This window comes from Methanobacterium sp. BAmetb5 (assembly GCF_003491305.1).
Taxonomy (GTDB): domain Archaea; phylum Methanobacteriota; class Methanobacteria; order Methanobacteriales; family Methanobacteriaceae; genus Methanobacterium.
Map to the genome: position 1 here is coordinate 1,507,501 of NZ_CP022706.1, position 18,696 is coordinate 1,526,196.

Annotated in this window: 14 protein-coding genes and 2 tRNA genes; 11 read left to right on the forward strand and 5 right to left on the reverse strand. The window is 42.9% G+C overall.

Going from position 1 to position 18,696, the window contains the following annotated elements; all coding sequences use genetic code 11:
• Nucleotides 1-79: 79 nt before the first annotated feature.
• Nucleotides 80-904, forward strand: a complete 825-nt coding sequence (locus CIT02_RS07345) for a restriction endonuclease (RefSeq protein ID WP_292611116.1) — start codon at nt 80-82, stop codon at nt 902-904.
• 227 nt (nt 905-1,131) lie between these two features.
• On the opposite strand, the gene CIT02_RS07350 is transcribed toward CIT02_RS07345, so the two are convergent.
• Nucleotides 1,132-1,203, reverse strand: a tRNA-Val gene (locus CIT02_RS07350).
• Nucleotides 1,204-1,302: 99 nt separating this feature from the next.
• A tRNA-Val gene (locus CIT02_RS07355) sits at nt 1,303-1,374 on the reverse strand.
• 182 nt (nt 1,375-1,556) lie between these two features.
• Between CIT02_RS07355 and ilvE the strand changes: the two genes are divergently transcribed.
• Both ilvE and CIT02_RS07365 read left to right on the forward strand, forming a co-directional pair.
• The gene (ilvE, locus tag CIT02_RS07360; protein WP_292611118.1) at nt 1,557-2,477 is read left to right on the forward strand and encodes a branched-chain-amino-acid transaminase; all 921 of its coding nucleotides are present in this window, start codon (nt 1,557-1,559) and stop codon (nt 2,475-2,477) included.
• Between the two features lie 438 nt (nt 2,478-2,915).
• Nucleotides 2,916-3,755 carry an undecaprenyl-diphosphate phosphatase gene (locus CIT02_RS07365; RefSeq protein WP_292611120.1) on the forward strand — a complete coding sequence of 280 codons (840 nt, stop codon included), beginning with the start codon at nt 2,916-2,918 and terminating at the stop codon, nt 3,753-3,755.
• Nucleotides 3,756-3,950: 195 nt separating this feature from the next.
• On the opposite strand, the gene CIT02_RS07370 is transcribed toward CIT02_RS07365, so the two are convergent.
• Together CIT02_RS07370 and cobT are read right to left on the reverse strand one after the other, a co-directional pair.
• On the reverse strand, nt 3,951-4,685 hold the full coding sequence (locus CIT02_RS07370; RefSeq protein ID WP_292611122.1) for a cyclase family protein: 735 nt from the start codon (nt 4,683-4,685) through the stop codon (nt 3,951-3,953).
• A gap of 119 nt (nt 4,686-4,804) precedes the next feature.
• Nucleotides 4,805-5,878, reverse strand: a complete 1,074-nt coding sequence (gene cobT, locus CIT02_RS07375) for a nicotinate mononucleotide-dependent phosphoribosyltransferase CobT (RefSeq protein ID WP_292611124.1) — start codon at nt 5,876-5,878, stop codon at nt 4,805-4,807.
• 256 nt (nt 5,879-6,134) lie between these two features.
• On the opposite strand from cobT, the gene CIT02_RS07380 reads away from it, so the two are divergent.
• The 3 genes from CIT02_RS07380 to larC all read left to right on the forward strand — a co-directional run bounded on the left by CIT02_RS07380 (nt 6,135) and on the right by larC (nt 10,312).
• Entirely contained in the window at nt 6,135-7,781 is a 1,647-nt protein-coding gene (locus CIT02_RS07380) for a bifunctional N(6)-L-threonylcarbamoyladenine synthase/serine/threonine protein kinase (RefSeq protein WP_292611126.1), read from the forward strand.
• A gap of 232 nt (nt 7,782-8,013) precedes the next feature.
• Nucleotides 8,014-9,795, forward strand: coding sequence for a hypothetical protein (locus CIT02_RS07385; protein ID WP_292611128.1), 1,782 nt, complete (start codon nt 8,014-8,016; stop codon nt 9,793-9,795).
• A gap of 13 nt (nt 9,796-9,808) precedes the next feature.
• Nucleotides 9,809-10,312 carry a nickel insertion protein gene (gene larC, locus CIT02_RS07390; RefSeq protein ID WP_292611130.1) on the forward strand — a complete coding sequence of 168 codons (504 nt, stop codon included), beginning with the start codon at nt 9,809-9,811 and terminating at the stop codon, nt 10,310-10,312.
• A gap of 204 nt (nt 10,313-10,516) precedes the next feature.
• Here the strand turns inward: larC and acs are convergent, their stop codons facing one another.
• Nucleotides 10,517-12,421, reverse strand: a complete 1,905-nt coding sequence (gene acs / locus CIT02_RS07395) for an acetate--CoA ligase (protein WP_292611132.1) — start codon at nt 12,419-12,421, stop codon at nt 10,517-10,519.
• A gap of 555 nt (nt 12,422-12,976) precedes the next feature.
• Here acs and CIT02_RS07400 point away from each other — a divergent pair.
• The 5 genes from CIT02_RS07400 (at nt 12,977) to CIT02_RS07420 (ending at nt 18,494) form a co-directional block, all read left to right on the forward strand.
• Entirely contained in the window at nt 12,977-13,561 is a 585-nt protein-coding gene (locus CIT02_RS07400; protein ID WP_292611134.1) for an XTP/dITP diphosphatase, read from the forward strand.
• A gap of 122 nt (nt 13,562-13,683) precedes the next feature.
• The gene (locus CIT02_RS07405) at nt 13,684-14,085 is read left to right on the forward strand and encodes a 30S ribosomal protein S15 (RefSeq protein ID WP_048072849.1); all 402 of its coding nucleotides are present in this window, start codon (nt 13,684-13,686) and stop codon (nt 14,083-14,085) included.
• Nucleotides 14,051-15,406 (forward strand): DHH family phosphoesterase, encoded by a 1,356-nt coding sequence (locus tag CIT02_RS07410; protein WP_292611137.1) that lies wholly within the window; start codon nt 14,051-14,053, stop codon nt 15,404-15,406. Before CIT02_RS07405 ends, CIT02_RS07410 begins: the two co-directional genes overlap by 35 nt.
• Nucleotides 15,407-15,552: 146 nt before the next feature.
• Nucleotides 15,553-16,764, forward strand: coding sequence for an aconitase X catalytic domain-containing protein (locus tag CIT02_RS07415; RefSeq protein ID WP_292611139.1), 1,212 nt, complete (start codon nt 15,553-15,555; stop codon nt 16,762-16,764).
• A 26-nt stretch (nt 16,765-16,790) separates the two neighbouring features.
• On the forward strand, nt 16,791-18,494 hold the full coding sequence (locus CIT02_RS07420) for a glycosyltransferase family 39 protein (protein WP_292611140.1): 1,704 nt from the start codon (nt 16,791-16,793) through the stop codon (nt 18,492-18,494).
• Nucleotides 18,495-18,696: the final 202 nt, after the last annotated feature.

Below are 18,696 nucleotides of genomic sequence, written 5' to 3' on the forward strand. Positions count from 1 at the left end.
ATAAAGAAGTAGAAAACAAATATTATCATCTATTAAATTAAGAAATTATGAGGTGATGTTATATCATCACTGTTAGAAGGTGGGGGAATTGGATAAAAACAGATTAGTCAAATTCATGGCAAGGATAATGGAAGAATCAGGCTTCAAGGTCTACCGTAACTTCCAGACTTCCCGACACATCATTGACATCTACGGAGTTCTACCCACTATCCTCGGAGACATTGGGGTGGTTGTAGCCTGTAAAAACTATGATGACCGCTGGGAAGTGGGTCTGGACGTTTTAAAGGAAATGGAAATGGTGGCCAAAACCCTGAAAGCCTCCAAGGTCGTGGTAGTTACTACCTCCTACTTCACCAAAAGCGCTGAGAATTATGCTAGCCGTAGGAATATTAAAATTCTAGATAAAGAGGGTTTAATGGCACTGGCAAAAAAATTCTCTGCCCAGCATGGTGAATACGGAGGAGTGCAGGTATACGATGAAAATGAAGGAGAAGTGGGAAATCCAGAGGTTATTGAGGATTACACCCCGTCTTCCAACACCGCATCATCCTTTCCCAAGACATCAAACCCCCAGAGTTTCTTCAGCAGAGGAAAAGGCAGCCTGGACAAGGCAAAAAGATCATCATTCTCCATGCCCAGTAGTCCCGGACTCAAACCCCTACTGACCAACACAATCTCGCTGATAATCATTGTATTCGCACTTTCATCCCTAATAACCTACTTTATCAGTACAGGATACTCTAACACCGCCATTCTAGGAGTTACCAAAATTTTGATTTCTGCAGTACTGTCCTACGGGCTGGTTATGGCCATTGAACGCGACATAACAACCACTCTCAGTAAGGGGACCATAGTATTCTTTGTTTCCCTGTTGATCTACGTCATCATGATCATTGCCTTTTAATCAACACCCGGGATCATCTAATTACTACTTTTTCATTTTCTGTTTAACGTTCCCTCTTAATTTTAAAAAAACTGATTTCACTCTCCCTACAACTACCATGATCCTGTAAATGCAGCAGCATAATCTGAAGGGTAGTGAATTTCTATCTTATTTTCTAAAAGGAGAACTTCAATTTGTGAAGGAAGTAGTTTATATCAAAATTAGTTGATGGTTAGAGGTACATGAAATGGGCCGGAGGAGATTCGAACTCCTGATCACCTCGGTGTGAGCGAGGTATCATACCCCTAGACCACCGGCCCACCTACAATAATTCCAAATACAATTTAAACTCTTCAAATATCTTAGAATAACAACTTATTGGCTATTAAAGATTTAAAATATCAATAAATGATTTTAAATGGGCCGGAGGAGATTCGAACTCCTGATCACCTCGTTGTAAGCGAGGTATCATACCCCTAGACCACCGGCCCACATTGGGTACTTCCATGGTTTGGCAGGGAAGTTATATAAAGTTTTCCAAGGATGATGGTGAGAAGGTAACTACTGAATTAACTGATAATAATTTTCCGTCCAAAGTGTGCAAACACATTATTAATAACTAGTTTAACCAATAGATTCTGGATAAGATCATTATTTAATTTTGAGGGATAACATGGCCTTTGACGAGTCAGGAAAAATATGGTTCAACGGAGAGTTCGTTGATTGGAACGAAGCAAAAATTCACGCATTATCACACGTAGTACACTATGGATCCAGTGTTTTTGAAGGTATACGGTGCTATGATACTAAAAAAGGGCCGGCAGTATTCCGGTTGGCAGAGCATGTTAAAAGACTCTACAATTCAGCCAAGATCTACCGAATGGAAATTCCCTACTCCCAGGAAGATTTCTGTCAGGCAGTTTTAGACACCATTAAAGTAAACGAACTGAAAGCCTGTTACATACGCCCCATAATCTTCCGGGGCTATGCTGAACTGGGAGTTTACCCCCTTAACTGCGCAGTAGAATCCCTGATTGCTGTCTGGGCCTGGGGCAAATATCTGGGAGAAGAAGCCCTGGAAAATGGAGTAGATGTTGGTGTATCCACCTGGCGCCGCATGGCCCCCAACACCATGCCCAACATGGCCAAAGCCGGTTCCAACTACATGAACAGCCAGCTGGCTAAGATGGAAGCAGTAGCCAATGGATATGATGAAGCCATCATGCTGGACTATCAGGGCCTGGTGAGTGAGGGCAGTGGAGAAAATGTTTTCCTGGTAAAAGACGAAATTCTATACACCCCGCCACGTTCTTCCTCATTACTGGATGGAATAACCCGGAACTCCATAATCACCCTGGCCCAGGAGATGGACCTGGAAGTTAAAGAAGAAGAAATACCCCGGGAAATGTTGTACATTGCAGATGAGCTCTTTTTAACCGGTACAGCAGCAGAAGTTAGCCCCATCAGATCCGTGGATCATATAACTGTGGGCAATGGAAAAAGAGGCGAACTAACCAAAAAACTACAGGAACAGTTCTTCGCCATTATAGATGGTGAAACCGACGACATCCACGGTTGGCTGACCTTCCTCTAACCCTAAAAATCTCCTATTTCAATTTCTTTCTTTTATTTAGAAATTAACCACACTTGTTTCTAGGATACTAATTAAATTTGGGTGTAATTTTCAGCCAAATCATAGGGAAAATGTGTTAAACTTGTGATTAATCCTGGAAAAAAATTATTAAAGAACAAAACAGGGTTAAAATAAGGATGTGTAATTAACATCCCAGTTAGAACCATCCCCGGTAAAGATGTGAGGTCAAACCATCTGGGTTATAACTTAGAACTTATAAGTTACAAGTTATAAGACGAGTTCAAGGCACATGTTTTAAATAATAGCCAACCGCACTAATTAACTTCAGAGTTCAAATTAGGGATGATTATCAAATATTAAGAAATTTATCAGAGAAATTTTATGGTCAAAATAAGGAAATTTTATCAGTAAAAATAGAGAAAATCGGAGAAGTTATTTATGGATATCATTCAGGCAATAATAATGGGTATGGTTCAGGGATTAACTGAATTTTTACCAGTAAGCAGTTCCGCCCACCTGGTCATAGTACCGGAGTTACTGGGCGCACAATCCAGTCTGGCATTTGACACGCTGTTGCACGCGGGTACCTTGGTAGCAGTGATCGGATACTTCTGGAAAGATATTACCTCCATGATAAAATCGTTTGTAGCCAGTCTACTGGATATTCCCCGGGGAAAATTCAAAGAAGGGGTGGCTGAAGATCCCTATAAAAGACTGGCCTGGCTGGTAGTGGTAGGTACCATCCCCGCAGGACTGATGGGAGTACTGCTTAAAAGCGAGTTCGAAGCCCTTTTCAACTCAGTTACCATAGTTGGTTTCTTTTTGCTTGTGACCGGAGTTATTCTATGGGGTTCAGAATGGATAGCCAAAAGAAACATTGATAAAAAAGGTAAAGATGTTAAAGAGGTTAGTTTTACCAATTCACTGGTTATTGGAGTTTTCCAGGGATTGGCCATTGCCCCCGGGATATCCCGATCCGGATCCACCATTGCTGCCGGGTTATTCTCCGGGCTGGAAAGGAAACTGGCGGCCCGTTACAGTTTCCTACTATCCATACCCGCCATACTGGGAGCAGCACTAATACAGGCCAAGGATATTGTTAATTTCGATGCCAACACCGAAGTTATGATTGCTGGTTTCCTATCGGCAGTTATCTTCAGCTACCTGGCAGTTAAATTCATGATGGGCTACATCCAGAAACACAGCTTGAACATATTTGCCATTTACTGCTGGATTATAGGTGCCCTGACCATCATAATCTCCATGGTATGGGTCTAAGTCCGTGAAGAATTGTTAAAAATTATTTATCCCCACTTTTTTTAAAAAAAGATAATATTATTCTATTTTTTTCCTATTTTTTTGATCTTAAAAATATAATGAGGTTTATCTTAAATTTTAAAGAAGAAAATTTTACCTAAAAAATATCTGAATTCAATTTTTAGTTTTATCCTTCAAATAAAGTGGGAATAATGCTTATTCCCTGATCTTCACCAGTACGGTGCAGGGAGCACTGTCAATTCCCCCCACTTGCCAGGGGATAACCAGGACTTCCTCCAGAGTCATTCCTTCGTGAATTGGTCGCAAGTCCAGGTCTTCCACAAAAACCAGTGGTTGGCCTAAATCTTCCTGTGTTTTGAAGGCCGTCTGGTGCAGGTCAACCATCTCCTGCATCCTACCGAAGCGGGACATGGAAACTGTGTCTATGGCCAGACATCTAAGTTTAGGGAGTTTCTGGCGGAGATAATAAGCAGCTGCCGGTGAAACTCCGGGATTCTTAGTCAGATACATCTCAGTGCCAGTTTCACGATACTCAGAAAATCCAGTGCATATTAAAATACAATCAAAATCCAGTTCATTTTCTTCGTCAATTTCTCTAAATGCAGGGGCTATATCTTCCCGAACTATGAGTTCATCGGGTTCTTTTGGACAATTCACAACAAAGGGTCGGTGGAATACCAATTCATTAGGATCATATGTGTAAATTGGCCGCCCATCTCTGAGAAAATGGGCTGGCCCGTCAACATGGGTACCCGAATGGTTTTCTGCAGTTATTACCGAGGTGTTGTAGGAATCTCCTGCTTTAATCTGATTTTTAGGAGTTATGGTGATTTTAGTAAGATCTGGATGGACTGGTGTGTCTTCAGTGAGAGTATAGGAGATTCTTATGTATCTGGACTTATTTTCCAGATTTTTCTCGTTATTTTTCATTTTTTCCCCCTAATGATTTTGTTAACCCAATACGTTCTCTAATAAACCAATAACTTCCTTAATAAACCCAATATTTTCCCTAAGACCCAATAATTTTCCTAGCCTTATAATAAAAACAATTAGTTTTTGAAGATCTCCCGGCACAGTTCCTCGGTTTTGTTCCGTACCTCATCAATGGAAACCCCTTTAAGCTGGGCAGCTAACATGGCCCCTCCCGCACCGGCACCTTCCTTCACCGCTCCTTTGGTGTATTTCTGCAGTCCCCTATTTTCTGATTTCTCAAAACCTGGATCCACGGCAATGATGTTTATTGGTCCAATCTGCCGGGCTATGTAGTTAATATCGGCAGTTTCATCAGTGGCCACGAAGATAGTGGTGGCAATGGAAATCTTGTCGAAATCAAAGTCTTTAACCGCTTCTTTAAGCAAGGCGCAGACCGCTGTCATCTGGGTGCCACCAGCCAGGGTTACGGGTACGGTACTGCCGGCGGCAATTCCAGCCACTGCAGGGATCATAGGGTCGCCTACTATCTTAACGGCATGGAATGGATCCAGAGGGATACTATCATTCAATCCAGCGGTTTCCAGTCCTTTTTCCACTGTTTGACGCTTTAAGGTGTGGGGGTTTTCCGGGGTGCTTCCACTTACCTTTCCCCATGCATCATATCCCATGGCAGCCAGAACCCCCAGGGCTGTGGTGGTGCCTGCGGGAGTACTTTCACCAATTATCAGGTGATCCGTAAACTTGGAAAGGGTTTTACCCAATAATTTCCCCTTGTTAAATATATCTTCCGGATCTTCAACTGCATTTCCAGTGGCAATGTCCCCTCCCTGTTTATCGTTGATATTCACGTAGGGAAGAGATGGTTTAACTACTGAACCAGCATTAGCAACCAGGAAAGGAATATCCGCTATTTCAAGGGAAGCTTTGGTAATCACTGCTGGTGTGGGAGCTGCTTCATCCCCTACCACTGTTTGGGGAATTTCCGGAAGGCACTTTGGTGCACCATGGACTATTAATTCAACATCTGCGGCAGGAGTGTAATCAGTTAATTCTGGTGATGCTCCTGCACCGGTGATTCCTGGTATTCTGGAAGTTAAGGTGGTGGCAATAACGCATAAAAACAATGAATCCTTATCCTGTAGCTGGTAGAGTGCATCGCGTGATCCATAACATTTTACAGATTTATCCATATCAATTCCTCTTGGAAAATTAAAGGTAAAGTATCAATTTTAAAAATTATGTTTGACTATAAAATAGGGTGAAGTGCTATATAAAATAAATTTCACCTGACATTGAAAGGGAATAGGGCTAAAGAAATAAACTAAAAGAAAAGAGATAAAAAGAATATTTAATGACTGTGTGAAGGACTAGGGTTTATGATCCCTATCATAAACCGAAGGGAAAAAAATAACCTAATCTAAGTCACTTTCATGGTTTTTTTAGAGTGTGATGTACGTGATATGTATAGGTTTAGAGGGAACAGCCGAAAAAACTGGTGTGGGAATTGTAGACTCCGATGGTCATGTACTGGCCCTGCAAGGCCGGGCTCTTCTTCCGGAGAAGGGAGGAATTCACCCCCGGGAAGCAGCCCAACACCATGCCGAAAACCTGGTTCCTCTCATAAAAAAATCCCTGGATGAAGCCAATTTGAGTCTGGAAGATCTGGATATGGTGGCTTTTGCCCGTGGCCCGGGCCTGGGACCAGCACTGCGAACGGTGGCCACTGCCGCCCGGAGCCTGGCTCTTTCTCTGGATGTGCCCATTGTGGGCGTTAACCATTGCATAGGCCACATAGAGATTGGAAGACTGACCACGGGGTGCCAGGACCCCCTGACCCTCTACGTGAGTGGGGGAAACACCCAGGTGACGGCCTTCGATGCCGGTCGCTATCAGATATTTGGAGAGACCCTGGACATTGCCATTGGTAACTGCCTGGATCAGTTCGCCCGTACAGTGGGTCTGGGACACCCTGGTGGGCCCCGGGTGGAGGAACTGGCTCTGGCCTCAGATAACTACCTGAAATTACCCTACACTGTGAAGGGTATGGATCTATCTTTCTCGGGATTACTCACTGCGGCTATCCGTAAATATGAATCTGGTGCTGCCCTGGAAGATGTTTGCCACAGCCTGCAGGAAACTGCCTTTGCCATGCTGGTGGAGGTAACTGAAAGGGCCCTGGCCCATTCCAAAAAATCAGAAGTCCTCCTGGTGGGTGGAGTGGCTGCCAACCAGCGTCTGCGGGAGATGCTGGAAGTCATGGCCCAGGAACACTACGCTGAATTTTTCATGCCTGAAATGAAGTACTGTGGGGATAATGGGGCCATGAATGCCTGGTTGGGATTAATAATGTACCAGAACTCTAAAAAAATGGATATTGGTGACACCCGGGTTAAACAACGCTTCCGGACCGATCAGGTGGATGTTCCCTGGAGAGAAAAATCTCCCCTGAAGCTGAAATTACCTTCCGAACTGCTGGCTAAGGGTGCCGAGGCCAATATCTATCCCGATCATTACTTGGACGAAGAAGTCCTGGTTAAAAAGAGGGTGGTTAAGGGTTACCGGATTAAAGAAATCGATGCATATCTGCGGAAAAAAAGGACCAAAAATGAAGCCAAACTCCTGGCCGAGGCCAAACGCTGCGGAGTGGTAACTCCCCTGGTTTACGACGTGGATCTTAAGGAACACTCCATTACCATGGAAAAAGTCCGGGGCATAGAGGTGAAAAAGATTTTCAGCAGTGAGGATCACCTTGATTTAAACCAAATACAATCAATCTCCAGGACTATAGGGGAAAATGTGGCCCGTCTCCATGATTGTGGCCTGATCCACGGGGATCTTACCACCAGTAATCTCATATTAGGGGAGGATGGAAAATCCGTGGTCTTCATAGACTTTGGATTGGGTAAAGTTTCCGACCTGGTGGAGGATAAGGGTGTGGATCTCCTGGTGTTTAAAAAGGCCATTAACGGAATTCACCATGATATCAGCCAGGAATGTTTTGACCATATACTTAAAGGGTATGAGGGTGCCCGGGATTACCGGGCAGTAGTGGCCAAAATAGAAGAAATAGAAGGGCGGGGCCGTTACACCTGATGCAGTTTTTTTTATTCCCATTAGTATTGTAATTATAAGTTATAACTTATAAGTAATAAGTTACAAGTTATAAGATATATTCTAAGTAACATGTTCCTATTTTTTTTGGAGTTAAGCCAAGTTATGTCCGGATTTACAAAATCAACCTGCATAATAATTTAAAATTTCTTATTATGAATATATATCAAAAACTATATGAGAACATCATCCCATATATATTAACGGTGATTCTATGGAAAAAGAGATAATAGCAGCCATTATGGCTTCAACGTCCGACATAGATATGATGACCAACGATCGGATAGAAGCTCTGACCAAGGGACATGGGATGTTAAATGTCGCTGCCATATGTGCAGCCAACTCTATTGCACAAGAGGTTCTAAGAGGGACAGAAATAAAGCTCACCGACCACAATGTTCAGCATTTACCCATAGACGATGTTTTAAAAAAAGCCATTGAATCCGCCGAAGTAGCAGGAGCTGATCCTGCAAACGCCGCCCTTATAAGTGCTGCTCTATGTTATTTTGCCGGGACAAACGCACAAGCAGGAGTGCCCGCCGGGAACCGGAAACTAGGGGCCATGGCCCGGATAATTGCCGGAGTGGATCGTTGCGGGGTCATTGCCATACCCACAGCCAAAGTAAACAATAGGATATCCGGCTACGCAGCAGTAAAAGCTTTATATGATGATGTTTTCGAAAACAAAATCACCAAAATAGATGGAAGTATTGTGCCCCTGGGGGTGGGAGGTGGACCACTCTATGGTCATGGTACCCTGGGAGAAGACATCGCCTTCCCTGAAATAGCCCGCAACGGTGCTGCCGCAGGGACCAAAGGAATGTTAAAGGCATATGCTAACGTGGGCATGCCACCAAGCCCAATTACCGCAGCAATATTTGGAGCTGCAGCAATACTCGAAATTGTCCATCCAGATTCTGAAATAGGGGAAAAATATGGGGAATTTTTCAAAGATAACAGCGCCTACGTTGCCGGACTGGGTGCAGTTGAAGCTGCTGGACTTCCCGAAAAGCTCCACATCCGAGGAACCGGGGAAGAATATGACACCGCCCACCTTGTGGGGGATTTAGGTGTTATACTTAAAGATATCGGAGGACCATCAGTTATAGGTATGATGGCCTTTGAAGAAATGTTATCCGCCTTTGAAGAGTCCCTTGAAATCGGGGCTGGTTTTTCTGGTGGGCCATTACAACCCCCACTGGGACACATGACCGCCGACGCTGTACTGGCCATGAAAGTTCTAATATCCAGTGCTGGTGACCTGGAAGTGGCCGCTGAAAAAATACGAGAAATTAAAGAAAAATTCTGGATCGAACCAGAACTGGCCAAAGTAGCCACCAACACCATATCCCGCAAAGCAGAACAAGTTAAAAGGGGACCCGTCACCAAAGCAATGATACTGGCCACTGATGGTGGATTGGCAAAAGCCGTGAGCGAAAGGGCTAAATTTACCTTTGATAAACTAAAAGAAGGTAAAGAACTGGATGAAATCGTGCACATGTTGGATGATGAAAAATTAAACAACGTGGAAACTGCTTGCAGTGCCCTGTTCAGTGGAATGATGGGTAAAAAAATAGACATAAAGATAACCAACTACCAGGGATGTGGTCGTAGACGCCCCAATGATTTCCTGAAAAGATATTGTGGATTTGATACCGACGCCACGGTCGAAGTAACTGTTGATGGAGAAAAAATTGTTTTTGACGGTTTATCGCAAAAAGTAATACCTGATGCAGTGGTTAACAAAAAAAGGGATATATTGGAAGCAATCCCCCTAGCAGCAGTTCCAGTGGTGGAGTTACAGTTATGTGGCCACACCATTATCAACATCATCGTTCCGGCAGCAGTTGCTGCAGCAATGAACACCAAAGCATCCCCCCGTGAAATAGCAAGAAAGGCTGTGGCCGGTGCCTACATATCATCAGCAATACCGGGAGGAATTCCAAGGGCTGAAGAAGTCAGTAAACGAGCAATTAAAATAATGGCTGAACTTTAATCCCGGTGAAAAAATGCTGCTGATGATCACCGTGGACGATCTACCCACCGAAGGTTTGCCCTACGTTATTGAACGCACCATGGAGAGAGGAGCTAAAAATATACACGTCCTGAATGGTATTACTAAAAAAGGACGTGTAGAATATATTTTTTTAGTAGAAGTTAGTGAAAAATCTTTAGAAGATATTTCAGCATTCCTTGCATTGGAATTAGGGACATTAGGAATGAAAATATTCCATACAGATCATATTAAACTCCCTTTTGAAATAATTTCTCGAAAAGTATTAGTTGAAACAGAAAATAATCAATTAGAACTGGAAGTACAAGTTAAATATCTCAAAAATGATAACGACCAGGTCATATCATTAAAAGCAGAATACGAAGACATTAAAAAAATAGCATTGAAACTTGAATCAGGGGGAATATCCATCCCACTGGCCAAGTTGAAAACCGTGATCGAAGCCGAAGCCTATAAAAAGGTACTTGATAACGACAATATAAGAATAAAAGTTAATTAAAGGATAGAAGATGATATCTCCTTAATTTTTATTTTATTATAAAAATTCTCTTTTAAAGATTCCCTGTGAGAATCTACCCATCTAACAGCCCCAATTAAGTGAAAATGAAGGTCTGAATTTATTAATCAATCAAATCTTCAATTTTCACTCAAGGTCGGGGTTTATTAACGATATCCGGGTAATTAAATGAATCCACTTAAAGATTTACTCTTCTAAGGTGGATAAATCTCCCAGATCCTTTCCTTCTTCCCGGGCACGGAGTACACGGCGCATGATCTTACCGCTCCTGGTTTTAGGTAGCTTATCAACTTGTACAATGTCACCCAGCACGGCCACTGGTCCCAGTTCGTAACGCACATGCCGCTGCAATTCACTGATGAGTTTGGTGGTTAATTTATACCCTTCTTTGAGTATGACAAAGGCCTTAATAACCTGTCCCTTAACCGGGTCTGATTTACCAATGACTGCTGCTTCCGCCACCGCAGGATGGGAGGAAAAGGCAGCTTCCACCTCCGAGGTTCCAACCCGGTGGCCGGCTATCTTCAGCACGTCATCGGAGCGGCCCTGTATCCATATGTAGCCATCTTCGTCCTTGCGGGCCATATCACCTGCCCGGTAGACCCCTCCCGGTATGTCCTTCCAGTAGACATTGACAAATCTTTCTTCATCTTTATAGAGGGTACGGAACATGGCCGGCCATGGTTTCTTAACCACCACGTAACCATCTTCCCCCACGGGAACCGGGTTTCCATTTTCATCCACCACATCGATGTCCACACCAGGGAAGGGAAGGGTGGGTGTTCCGGGTTTCAGGTGGGAAACCGGCAGCGGGGAAATCATATGCATTCCCGTCTCTGTCTGCCACCACGTATCCATAATTGGCGTTTTTTCCTGGCCAATGTTCTTGTACAGCCACATCCAGGCGGCCGGATTCATGGGTTCACCCACACTACCCAGTATCTTCAAGGAAGAAAGGTTGTAAACGGTGGGGTACTTATTCCCGTAACGCATTAAATGTCTTATAGCGGTTGGGGAGGTGTATAACTTGGTTACACCATATTTTTCCACAATCTTCCACCAAATCCCAGGATCAGGATAGTCAGGGGCTCCTTCATATACCAGGGTGGTGGTTCCCAGAAGCAGGGGCCCGTAGATAAGGTAACTGTGGCCAGTGATCCAGCCTATATCCCCAGTACACCACCACAAATCACCGTTATGAATGTCAAAAATGGTTTTTAAAGTGGTGGCCACCCCCACCATATATCCCGCTGTGGTGTGGAGGACAGCCTTGGGTTTCCCTGTGCTTCCCGAAGTGTAAAGTATGAACAAAGGGTCTTCTGAGTCCATTTCCTCAACTGGACATTCGTCTGGTTCACCCTCCAGGAGTGTGTCATAAAATATTTCCTTACCACTTAACTCCGACATGTGAATGGGGTTTCCAGCGTGCTTGACCACGATGGTGGTTTCAATGGTGTGGCACTTCAGCATAGCTTCGTCCACGATTTTTTTAAGGTCAATGACTTTTCCTCGGCGGAAGGTTCCATCGGCGGTTACCAGGATTTTGGCCTTGGCATCGTTCATTCGCTCCACAAATGCACCGACACTCAATCCGGAGTATACCACGCTGTGTATTGCCCCTATCTTGTTACAGGCCAGCATGGAGATCAGAAGTTCCGGGCACATGGGCATGTACATGGAAACTGTGTCTCCCTTTTCCACACCCAGGTTCTTCAGGGCATTGGCCATTTTATTCACTTCACGGTAGAGCTCGTAGTAGGTGAGCTTCTTCTCGTCACCCCTCTCGTTGGCGTAGAGGATAGCCACCTGGTTCCGTTTATCGGTGTGTATCCAGCGGTCCACGGCATTGTAGGCCAGGTTGATTTTTCCATTGTTGAACCACTTGTAAAATGGTTTATTACTTTCATCCAGGACCTGGTCCCATTTCTGGAACCATTCAAATTGTTCGGCCTTTTCTGCCCAGTACTTCTCGATATCTTTACCCTTCTCGATTTCTGCCTCCCAGTTCTTTACGTGGGCCTCTTCCACCAACATATAATTAGGTTTAAAAACTTTTTTCTCATTATCCAAGTTATTGGCGCTTTTTACCATGTTTTTTCACCCTTAATTTTTTTAAATTTTTTTTAAATCACATTTTAGAGAAAATAACGATTGGAATGTCTGTTTGGGAATAATCTGGTCTTTAAGAAATTTAGCATATTCCATTAAATGCATAATTAATTCTTTATTTTTTATTACTAAATTTGGAATTCATGCACACCAAACGAATTTAGTCCTTGGTTTAATTTTTGGAATTAAAACTATTTAGAAATGTTTTTTCCAGGAATTTACTGTACTTACCTAAAACAAAAATAAATTTTTACCATACTCCACGTTCTACACAACTTATTCTTCACTCAGTTTAAGTCCATTGAAGTCAGTGGTATCACTCTAACACTCTTTAAAGACACTAAGAAGTATATAAATGCTACTGTTGTTGGTGGGGGCCCTCATTATAGTTGGTATTAATACAGTAATTCGGAATAAGTTGATTAGAATAAAGATTAAATAAATATTTTTAAAGCCGGCGTAAGCTTTATACATTCGGTTAAACCAATATAATGTGAAATATCAAATAAATTATCCAAAATAACACTGGTGGCATCGATGGGCAAATCAGAAGATCCGTTATACATAACCTTTATAACCGGTAACCAACACAAAGTAAAAGAAGCTCAAGGAATATTCCACCAGTTCAATATTGAGGTGGAACACGTAGACCTGGGATACCCTGAAATTCAGGGAGAGCTGATAGATGTGGCTCGCTTTGGTGCAGTGGATGCTGCCCGGCGACTAGGAAGACCAGTCATTGTTGAAGATGCCGGTCTGTTTATAAAAGCTCTTAACTGGTTTCCCGGAACATATTCATCATACGTGCAGGACACCCTGGGCAATCAAGGCATTTTAAAACTGATGAACAATGTCGAAGACCGTTACGCCGAGTTCAGGTCGGTGATTGGGTTTGCAACACCCAAAACCGAGCCCGAGACTTTTTTAGGTGTAGTCGGAGGACAGATAGCCCATCAGGAAAAAGGAGATCATGGTTTCGCCTACGATCCACTGTTTGTACCCGAAGGATACAGCCAGACTTTTGGTGAACTCACCCGGAAAGAGAAGAATGAATTCTCCCACCGTCGCTGTTCACTGGAAAACTTTGCCCAATGGTATAAGAATTATATAAATGGCGAATAATGAAATCTTTGACCGGACGAGCTTGCATTAAGTGATGTCTTTTAGTCTGGAGCTTAATGAACATTTTGAGCTTAAATCAGTATTTTAAAGCTAATTAGATATATAATATAAGAGGTGATTTTATGGCAGCAAAGCCTGAATGGGTTGAATACTCAACTGAAGAAATAGAAGAAATCATATTGAAACTGAGAAAAGAAGGAAAATCAACCAGTGTCATCGGAGTTATACTACGGGACCAGTACGGAATTCCAGATGTTAAAGCAGTAACCGGGATGAAAATAACCCATGTACTGGAAAAACACGACCAGGGTGAAGAATACCCTGAAGACCTCATGAACCTCATCCGTAAGGCCGTTAACATCCGGGACCACCTTAAGGAAAACCCTAAGGATCTGCACACCAAGAGGGGTCTGCAGCTGGTAGAATCCAGGATCAGAAGACTGGTAAAGTACTACACCCGGGAAGGAGTTCTGCCTGAAGGATGGAGATATGACCCACAAAAAGCAGCACTACTTGTTAAATAGAGCTGAAGAAGCAAATGTGCTCCTGAAGGAGCACTTGGATCAGGACCATGTGGTGAGAGTGATCTCCCACAATGATTCTGATGGTATATCGGCAGCAGGTGTTATCTGCAATGCCATCTCCCAGGAAGGGGGAAAGTTCCATGTAACTTTAGTGCCCCGTCTCCAGGACAAAGTCCTGGATAGGCTTTCCCAGGAGAAATACAAAATTTTCTTTTTCTGTGACATGGGGAGTGGTTATGTGGAGAGAATAGGCCGGCTAAATGGCCAGTCTATAATCGCCGACCACCACCAGACCATGGATAGCACCGGAGATGATGAGGAGACTGTGGTGCATGTGAACCCCCACCTGTTCGGACTGGACGGGACCCAAGATGTTAGTGCCTCGGGAGTGACTTACCTCACTGTAAAAACTTTTAACAAAGTTGAATTAGCAGGACTGGCTCTTGTAGGTGCTTTTGGTGATATGCAGTATGCCAATGGTTTTACTGGTGTGAACGAGACCATTTTATCTGAAGCAACCGAAGCAGGGGTTGTGGAAGAACACGAAGACCTTAAAATTTCCTCAAAAACCGAACCCCTTTACAAGGCCCTGGCCCACACATTTCAGCCAGCCATCCCTGGAATTTCAGGAAACCTGGAAAAAAGTCAGGCCTTCCTAGAAAAAATTGGAATATCCTACGGTATTAAATTCACCGACCTGGCCAACGAGGAGAAGGACTTCCTCACTGAACACCTGACCCGGATCAATCCAAAAATATTCGACACCGTGTACAGCATGCCCCAGGAAAACCCGGCACTGCGAAATCTGGAAAAATACTCCGAAATATTAGATGCCTGTGGTAAAAACAAGAAATACTCCGTGGGACTGAGCATCTGTCTGGGTGAACGGGATTCAGCCATTGCCGAAGGAGTGGAATATCTGAGCAAATACCAGGAATCCTTGATCAAAGGTATCCGCTGGATCTCCAGGGAAGGTTCCCAGGAAATGGACTATGTGCAGTACCTTTACACCGAAGATAAAGGTAATAAAAAGATAATGGGAACATTAGCATCATTAGGGATTGAATTAGAGATATTAAATCCCCAAAAACCAGTGATAACCCTATCCCGCATGCACCAAGACGTTAAAGTTTCGGGACGTACCACACTGGAAATGACTCAGAAAGGAGTCAACCTGGGTTTTGCCCTGGAACAGGCAGCTAAAAGTTTTAACGGCGCGGGTGGAGGACATAACATTGCTGCTGGAGCAATGGTACCCTATAAAGAGTTGGAAAACTTCAAAAACCTGGTTAATGACATTGTAGGCTCACAGGTCAGTTAACCATCAACGACCATTAAGGGAGCCTTTAAAGATTATTCCTGCCAGAAATATAGAAATAAAATAAGGGAATAATGTTCTGAGACCCTGATATTATTATTTAAATCGGATAATTCTGTTAGTGAATTCATAAAATACTGAGGCATTACATGTATCTTACCCGAGAAGAGGAAAAAATGTATTCTGGAGAATACGGCCCGGCTGTGGAGAAATCCATGGAGATACTGGTCGCTCTGGGAGATATATATGGAGCAGATGGAATGGTGGAGATTGTTTCCGCCCAGATAGCCGGAGTCTCCTATAAGACCATTGGTGATGCTGGTCTGGAGTACTTGGAAGAACTGGCCCAGGAAGGAGCCCAGGTAGTGGTCCCCAGCACCCTCAACCCCGCAGGTGTAGACCTGGACCAGGGTACAGAACTTGGTTTTCCCCAGGAATTCACTGAAAAACAGCTACTCATCGTGGAAGCCTACCGTAGAATGGGGATCAGCACCACCTGTACCTGTACCCCCTATTTGGTGGGTAATGTGCCACCATTAGGCAGTCATGTTGCCTGGTCCGAGTCATCCGCAGTTTGCTATGCCAATTCAGTTCTGGGAGCAAGAACTAATAGGGAAGGTGGCCCCGGAGCATTGTCCGCAGCAATATGTGGTAGAACGCCCAACTACGGCTACCACCTGGACCAGGGGAGAGTTCCCAACCTGCTGGTGGAAGTTGAAACTCCATTAAAGGGTACAGATTACGGTGCACTAGGTTATCTGGTGGGAAAAAGTGTGGGAAACGGAGTTCCCTATTTTAGATTACTGGATAAAACTCAGATAACCCCCCAAGTAAACCAATTAAAAGCACTTGGTGCGGCACTGGCATCTTCCGGAGCAGTGGCCCTTTATCACATGGAAAATATCACCCCTGAATACTTGGAAGCTTTAAAACATGTCAATGAATTGGATAAATTAACTGTAACCCGGAATGATTTGAATAATACTCGTGAAAAGCTTTCCACATCACAAAAACCAGACCTGGTTTGTTTAGGATGCCCTCATTCCTCTTTAGAGGAAATAACAGAAGTTGCCAACAAGTTAGAAGGTAAACAATTAACTAATCAGTTATGGATATGCACATCTATTTCCATTAAAGCTGCCGCCGATAGAATGGGTTACACCCGGACCATAGAAAATGCCGGAGGACATGTAGTCTGTGATACTTGCATGGTGGTGGCGCCCATAGAAGATATGGGTTTTAAAGTTATTGGGGTTAATTCTGCTAAAGCTGCTAACTACGTGCCCAGTATGTGCGGACTGGACGTGGTATTTGATGAATGGGAGAATTTAATAGCCATTAAAAAGCCAGACCAGAAGTAAATATTTCTATTTTTAGGTGATTAATATTGGAGAATAAAGCTGGTCTAGTTGAAAATATCAGGAAAATGCTTAAAAATCCTCTGATAATTTTAACCATTGTAACCGTGACCATTGCCATCTATATTTCTGCGGTTCAAATATCAATTGGGGTCAATTACTTCGATGTATTTAGTTACCTTAATGTTGCCCTATTTTACGCTGGAATGGGACCGGTGAATCCTGATTTATTACACGGGCCTTTCTTAATTCCCTTCTTAACTTCCCTGGTATTTCGGGCAGGTTTTGTGTCCAGTAACGTTATCATAATTATAGACGCTGTCCTCTTTATATTTGGGGTCATCGGTTTCTATCTCCTTCTGAAACAAAGATTTAATGAAATTCAAAGTTTATGTGGTTGTTTAATTTATATTTCATTCCCCTTGATAATTTCCTGGGCCGCCAGTGGTTCTATTGATGTTCCGGCCATCTCATTTTCAATTTGGGCTATTTATTTAATGGTCAGAGGTGTAGAGGAACATTCAAAATATTTATATCTGGCCCTGCCCCTGTTTGTCCTGGCAGTTCTAACCAGGTACACTGCTGCCCTTTTAATATTTCCCATGATATTATACTTGACCATGGGTGGTGCTGTGGAAAAAGGCTTAAAGACACATTTAACCCATTTATTGGTGATAGGGGCCTTAATAACCCCATTGGTGATTTACCTTTACCAGAAATCCAAATACATATCCTATCTCCTATTACTGATGAACGCTTCTATCTCTGACTGGAGGTCCATTGGTAGGGGAGATGTGGCCTACAACCCGGATAATCTGTACTATCTGCATAATCTGTTAAATTACATGGGAGTAGGTCCGGTTAAAGGCAGTTATTATCAATTATTCAGCCCCAGCCAGGCAGTTCCCTCAATCTTATCCTACCTAACAGGAGTTCTGGTCCTCTGTGGCCTGGGCATATACATCTACAGCATTTTAAAAAATAAAATAGAAAAGGTCAACCAAAGGGATAAAAAAAGCATGGTGCAAATAGTTGCCTTGGTTTTTTTAATAATTTTAAGCCTGGTGAGCTTTTTTTATTTATCTTACATAATCACGGATATTCTGCTGTTTTTAAGCTGCGTCTTAACCTACAAGATATTCCACGATGGCAAAAATAGTCATTTAAAAATTGATTTACTATTCCTATGCTGGTTTTTAACCTTTTTCATCATGCATAGTTCCATTCCCATGAAAGTTGACCGCTATTTCATTACCGTGCTTCCGGCACTGGCCTACTTCATAATTCTGGGTTTAAGTGTTTTAATTGAAAGATATAAGCTAAAAATTAACAGTAAGACCTGGAAGACATGGGGGTTATACGCAATGGTGGGTTTGATATTTTTGACATCATCGACCGTGACTTTCATGGGGCATACTCCCAATACCTGCTTGATTAAGTACATTGACCCCTGCACCCAGTGGCTGGAGGATTACGATCCACACTACCAGGAAAAAGTAATTTTCTCTGATTACAGCCCGGCAGTGTCCTGGAGTATGAAAAAAATGGTGATTGGGGGTGTGTTAAAAGATTTTAAAAATACCAATGAATTCTCCTCCATGTTAACTGCTTCCGGTGCCGAATACTATATCGACGCCCTGAGTGAAAAAAAACCTGCACTGAAGGATTACCATGTAATTAAAGAAAATGGAGACATTACCATTTACCAGAAAAATGAGGATTTTGAGAGATAAACCCTAAAATACTTTTTATCATTATTAAATCTCATTTTTACATTCTTCAAGGCTTTTATTAGACAAAATCATTTTCTTCCAAATTCACAGGTTATATATTTTTGAAAATAAAATTAATGGCAATTTAAGGCTATTTTAGTCAATCTAAAATTTGTAACAAATATTGAGTCATTTTATTAGTAATGAATACTAAGATGAGATT